Source organism: Intestinibacillus massiliensis, from assembly GCF_900155735.1.
Lineage (GTDB): Bacteria > Bacillota > Clostridia > Oscillospirales > Butyricicoccaceae > Intestinibacillus > Intestinibacillus massiliensis.
In genome coordinates this window covers 6,291-8,185 of the sequence record NZ_LT707058.1, presented here as the reverse complement: position 1 = coordinate 8,185, position 1,895 = coordinate 6,291, and the positions used below count along the sequence as shown (strand labels likewise).

Annotated in this window: 3 protein-coding genes; all 3 read right to left on the bottom strand. The window is 65.3% G+C overall.

The genetic code is table 11. From position 1 onward, the window contains the following. On the bottom strand, window positions 1-604 hold a 604-nt coding region (locus CZ203_RS07120; protein ID WP_143436175.1), incomplete at its 3' end, for a putative ABC transporter permease. Between the two features lie 14 nt (window positions 605-618). After that, complete coding sequence (locus tag CZ203_RS07115; RefSeq protein WP_159456409.1) at window positions 619-1,359, bottom strand: DUF1638 domain-containing protein; 741 nt, start codon at window positions 1,357-1,359, stop codon at window positions 619-621. Between the two features lies 1 nt (window position 1,360). After that, window positions 1,361-1,895, bottom strand: a 535-nt coding sequence (locus CZ203_RS14665) for an ASKHA domain-containing protein (protein WP_159456408.1), incomplete at its 5' end; no start/stop codon positions are given.

Here is a 1,895-nt window from a genome sequence, read left to right as displayed (position 1 = left end):
CGCGCGTCTCGCTTTTCAGCAGCGAGAGCTGGACGCGCAGCTCGTCGGCCTGCGCGCGCAGGCGGGTCAGTTCGTCCAGCACGCGCGCCAGGTCGAGCGGGGTGCGCACGGCGAAGACGACGTCCGACAAAAACAGCACGGTCAGCACGGCCGCGATGAGGAGCGCCGCAAATGGCGGCAGCCACAGCACGAGCCGCTCCACCGGCGGGTGGATGAAGGCCGTGAGCAGCAGGGTCAGCGCGCCCCAGGCCAGCGAGGACTGGAGGCAGACGCGCCCCTGGAACTGGAACTTATGCGCCGAGTAATCCCAGTATTTCACTTTGAAAATGGATTCCATCACCACGCCGGTGACATATTCGAGCAGGGTCGCGGCGGCCATGCCCGCCAGGAACAGCAGCACGGGGGAGCGCCCCTCGAGCGGCAGCGCAACCCAGAGCAGCAATACCGCCCCCGTGCCGTACAGCGGCAGCATCGGCCCGCGGATGAATCCGCGGTTGACGAAACGGCGCTGCTGCACGGATACGACCGTGGACTCAAAGCACCAGCCCAAAAAGCAATAGATATAAAACACCAGCACCCACTGGACAGGGGAATAGGTATACATAAGCGGCGGCTCCTTTATTTTGGGGACGCTGCGCGCACCTTCCGGTCGGAATAATCGGCCTCGATGATATGGCCGGGCGGGCAGACCAGGAACTCCCGGTCGTCCCAGCCCCCTGCCAGCAGGCGGCGCAGGTAGCCCTGCTCGCCCGGCTCGCGGGAAAACGCCCAGCCGTAGTCGGCCGCGGCCTGCCGGGTGTATTCCACATAGGATGCGTCCTCGTAGACCGGGCTGTCGATGTACACGCAGTTTTTATAATTATACACCCAACTGCGTTCGGCTTCCAGCAGATAGTCGGCGTTGTCCTCGCCGTAGTCCTCGGCATACTGGGCGCGCCGCTGGGCGTAGGCCGCCTCGGACGGCGTGAACGCATGCTCGATCCAGCCGGGGTTATACCAATAGCACCCGGGGTTTTGCGCAAACAGCGCGCGGTAGCGGTCGGCCGAACCTAAAAAGAGCGAGATACAGTCGTCGCAGCGCGGCACCACAAGCGGCAGGCTGCCCGCGCGCAGGCCGAGCACGCCGTTTGAGCACAGGCCGTACCCCAGGCAGACCGCTTCGTACCGCTTGTCGGGCAGCAGCGCCTCCTGTTCGGCCTCGATGCGGTCGATTTCCTTTTGCAGCGTCAGCCGCAGCAGGTCGGGCGTGTCGTGCAGGCCCTGCTTGAGCCACCAGACGCGCACCGGGTTTTTCGACCGTGCGATTTCGTAACTGAGTTCCCGGTTAAAAACCGAGCAGGCAATGAGCGCAAGACGCATTTTATTCCTCCTCGCCGAACAGCATGCCGTCCACATAATAATCCATAAAGGTATCGCTGCCCGAAAGCGGCAGTTCCTCCGCCATGGCGGCCGTCCGCGCGGCCTCCCCGCGGTATTCCCCCCGCAGCAGCAGCATGGCCGCGCCGGCCAGCGCGCCGTTGCCGGTTACGGTGACCTTGGGCAGCAGCTCGGGCGGGAACAGGCCGATGTGCGCGGCGCTTCCCGCATCCATCGAGTGGCCGAAGCCGCCCGCGATGTAAAATTCCTCCACGTCCGACGCTTCCACGCCCTCGTGCTCCAGCAGCGTGCGGATGCCCGCGCAGATCGCGGACTTGGCAAGCTGGATCTGTCGGATGTCCTTTTGCGTCACGAGCACGTCCGCGCCGGGGAGTTTCCAGGCCGGCTGGCCGTCCCACTCCGTAATTTCGCCCTGCCCGGCGTATCCCGCGTCGATCAGGCCGCTCCCGTCGATCACGCCGAGGCGCAGCATCACGCTGACCGCGTCGAGCGCGCCCGAACCGCACAGGCCGGCGGCA

Excerpts from the sequence above, each read along its gene's own strand:
- CZ203_RS07115 (WP_159456409.1), bottom strand. The coding sequence starts at position 1,359 with ATGCGTCTTGCGCTCATTGCCTGCTCGGTTTTTAACCGGGAACTCAGT.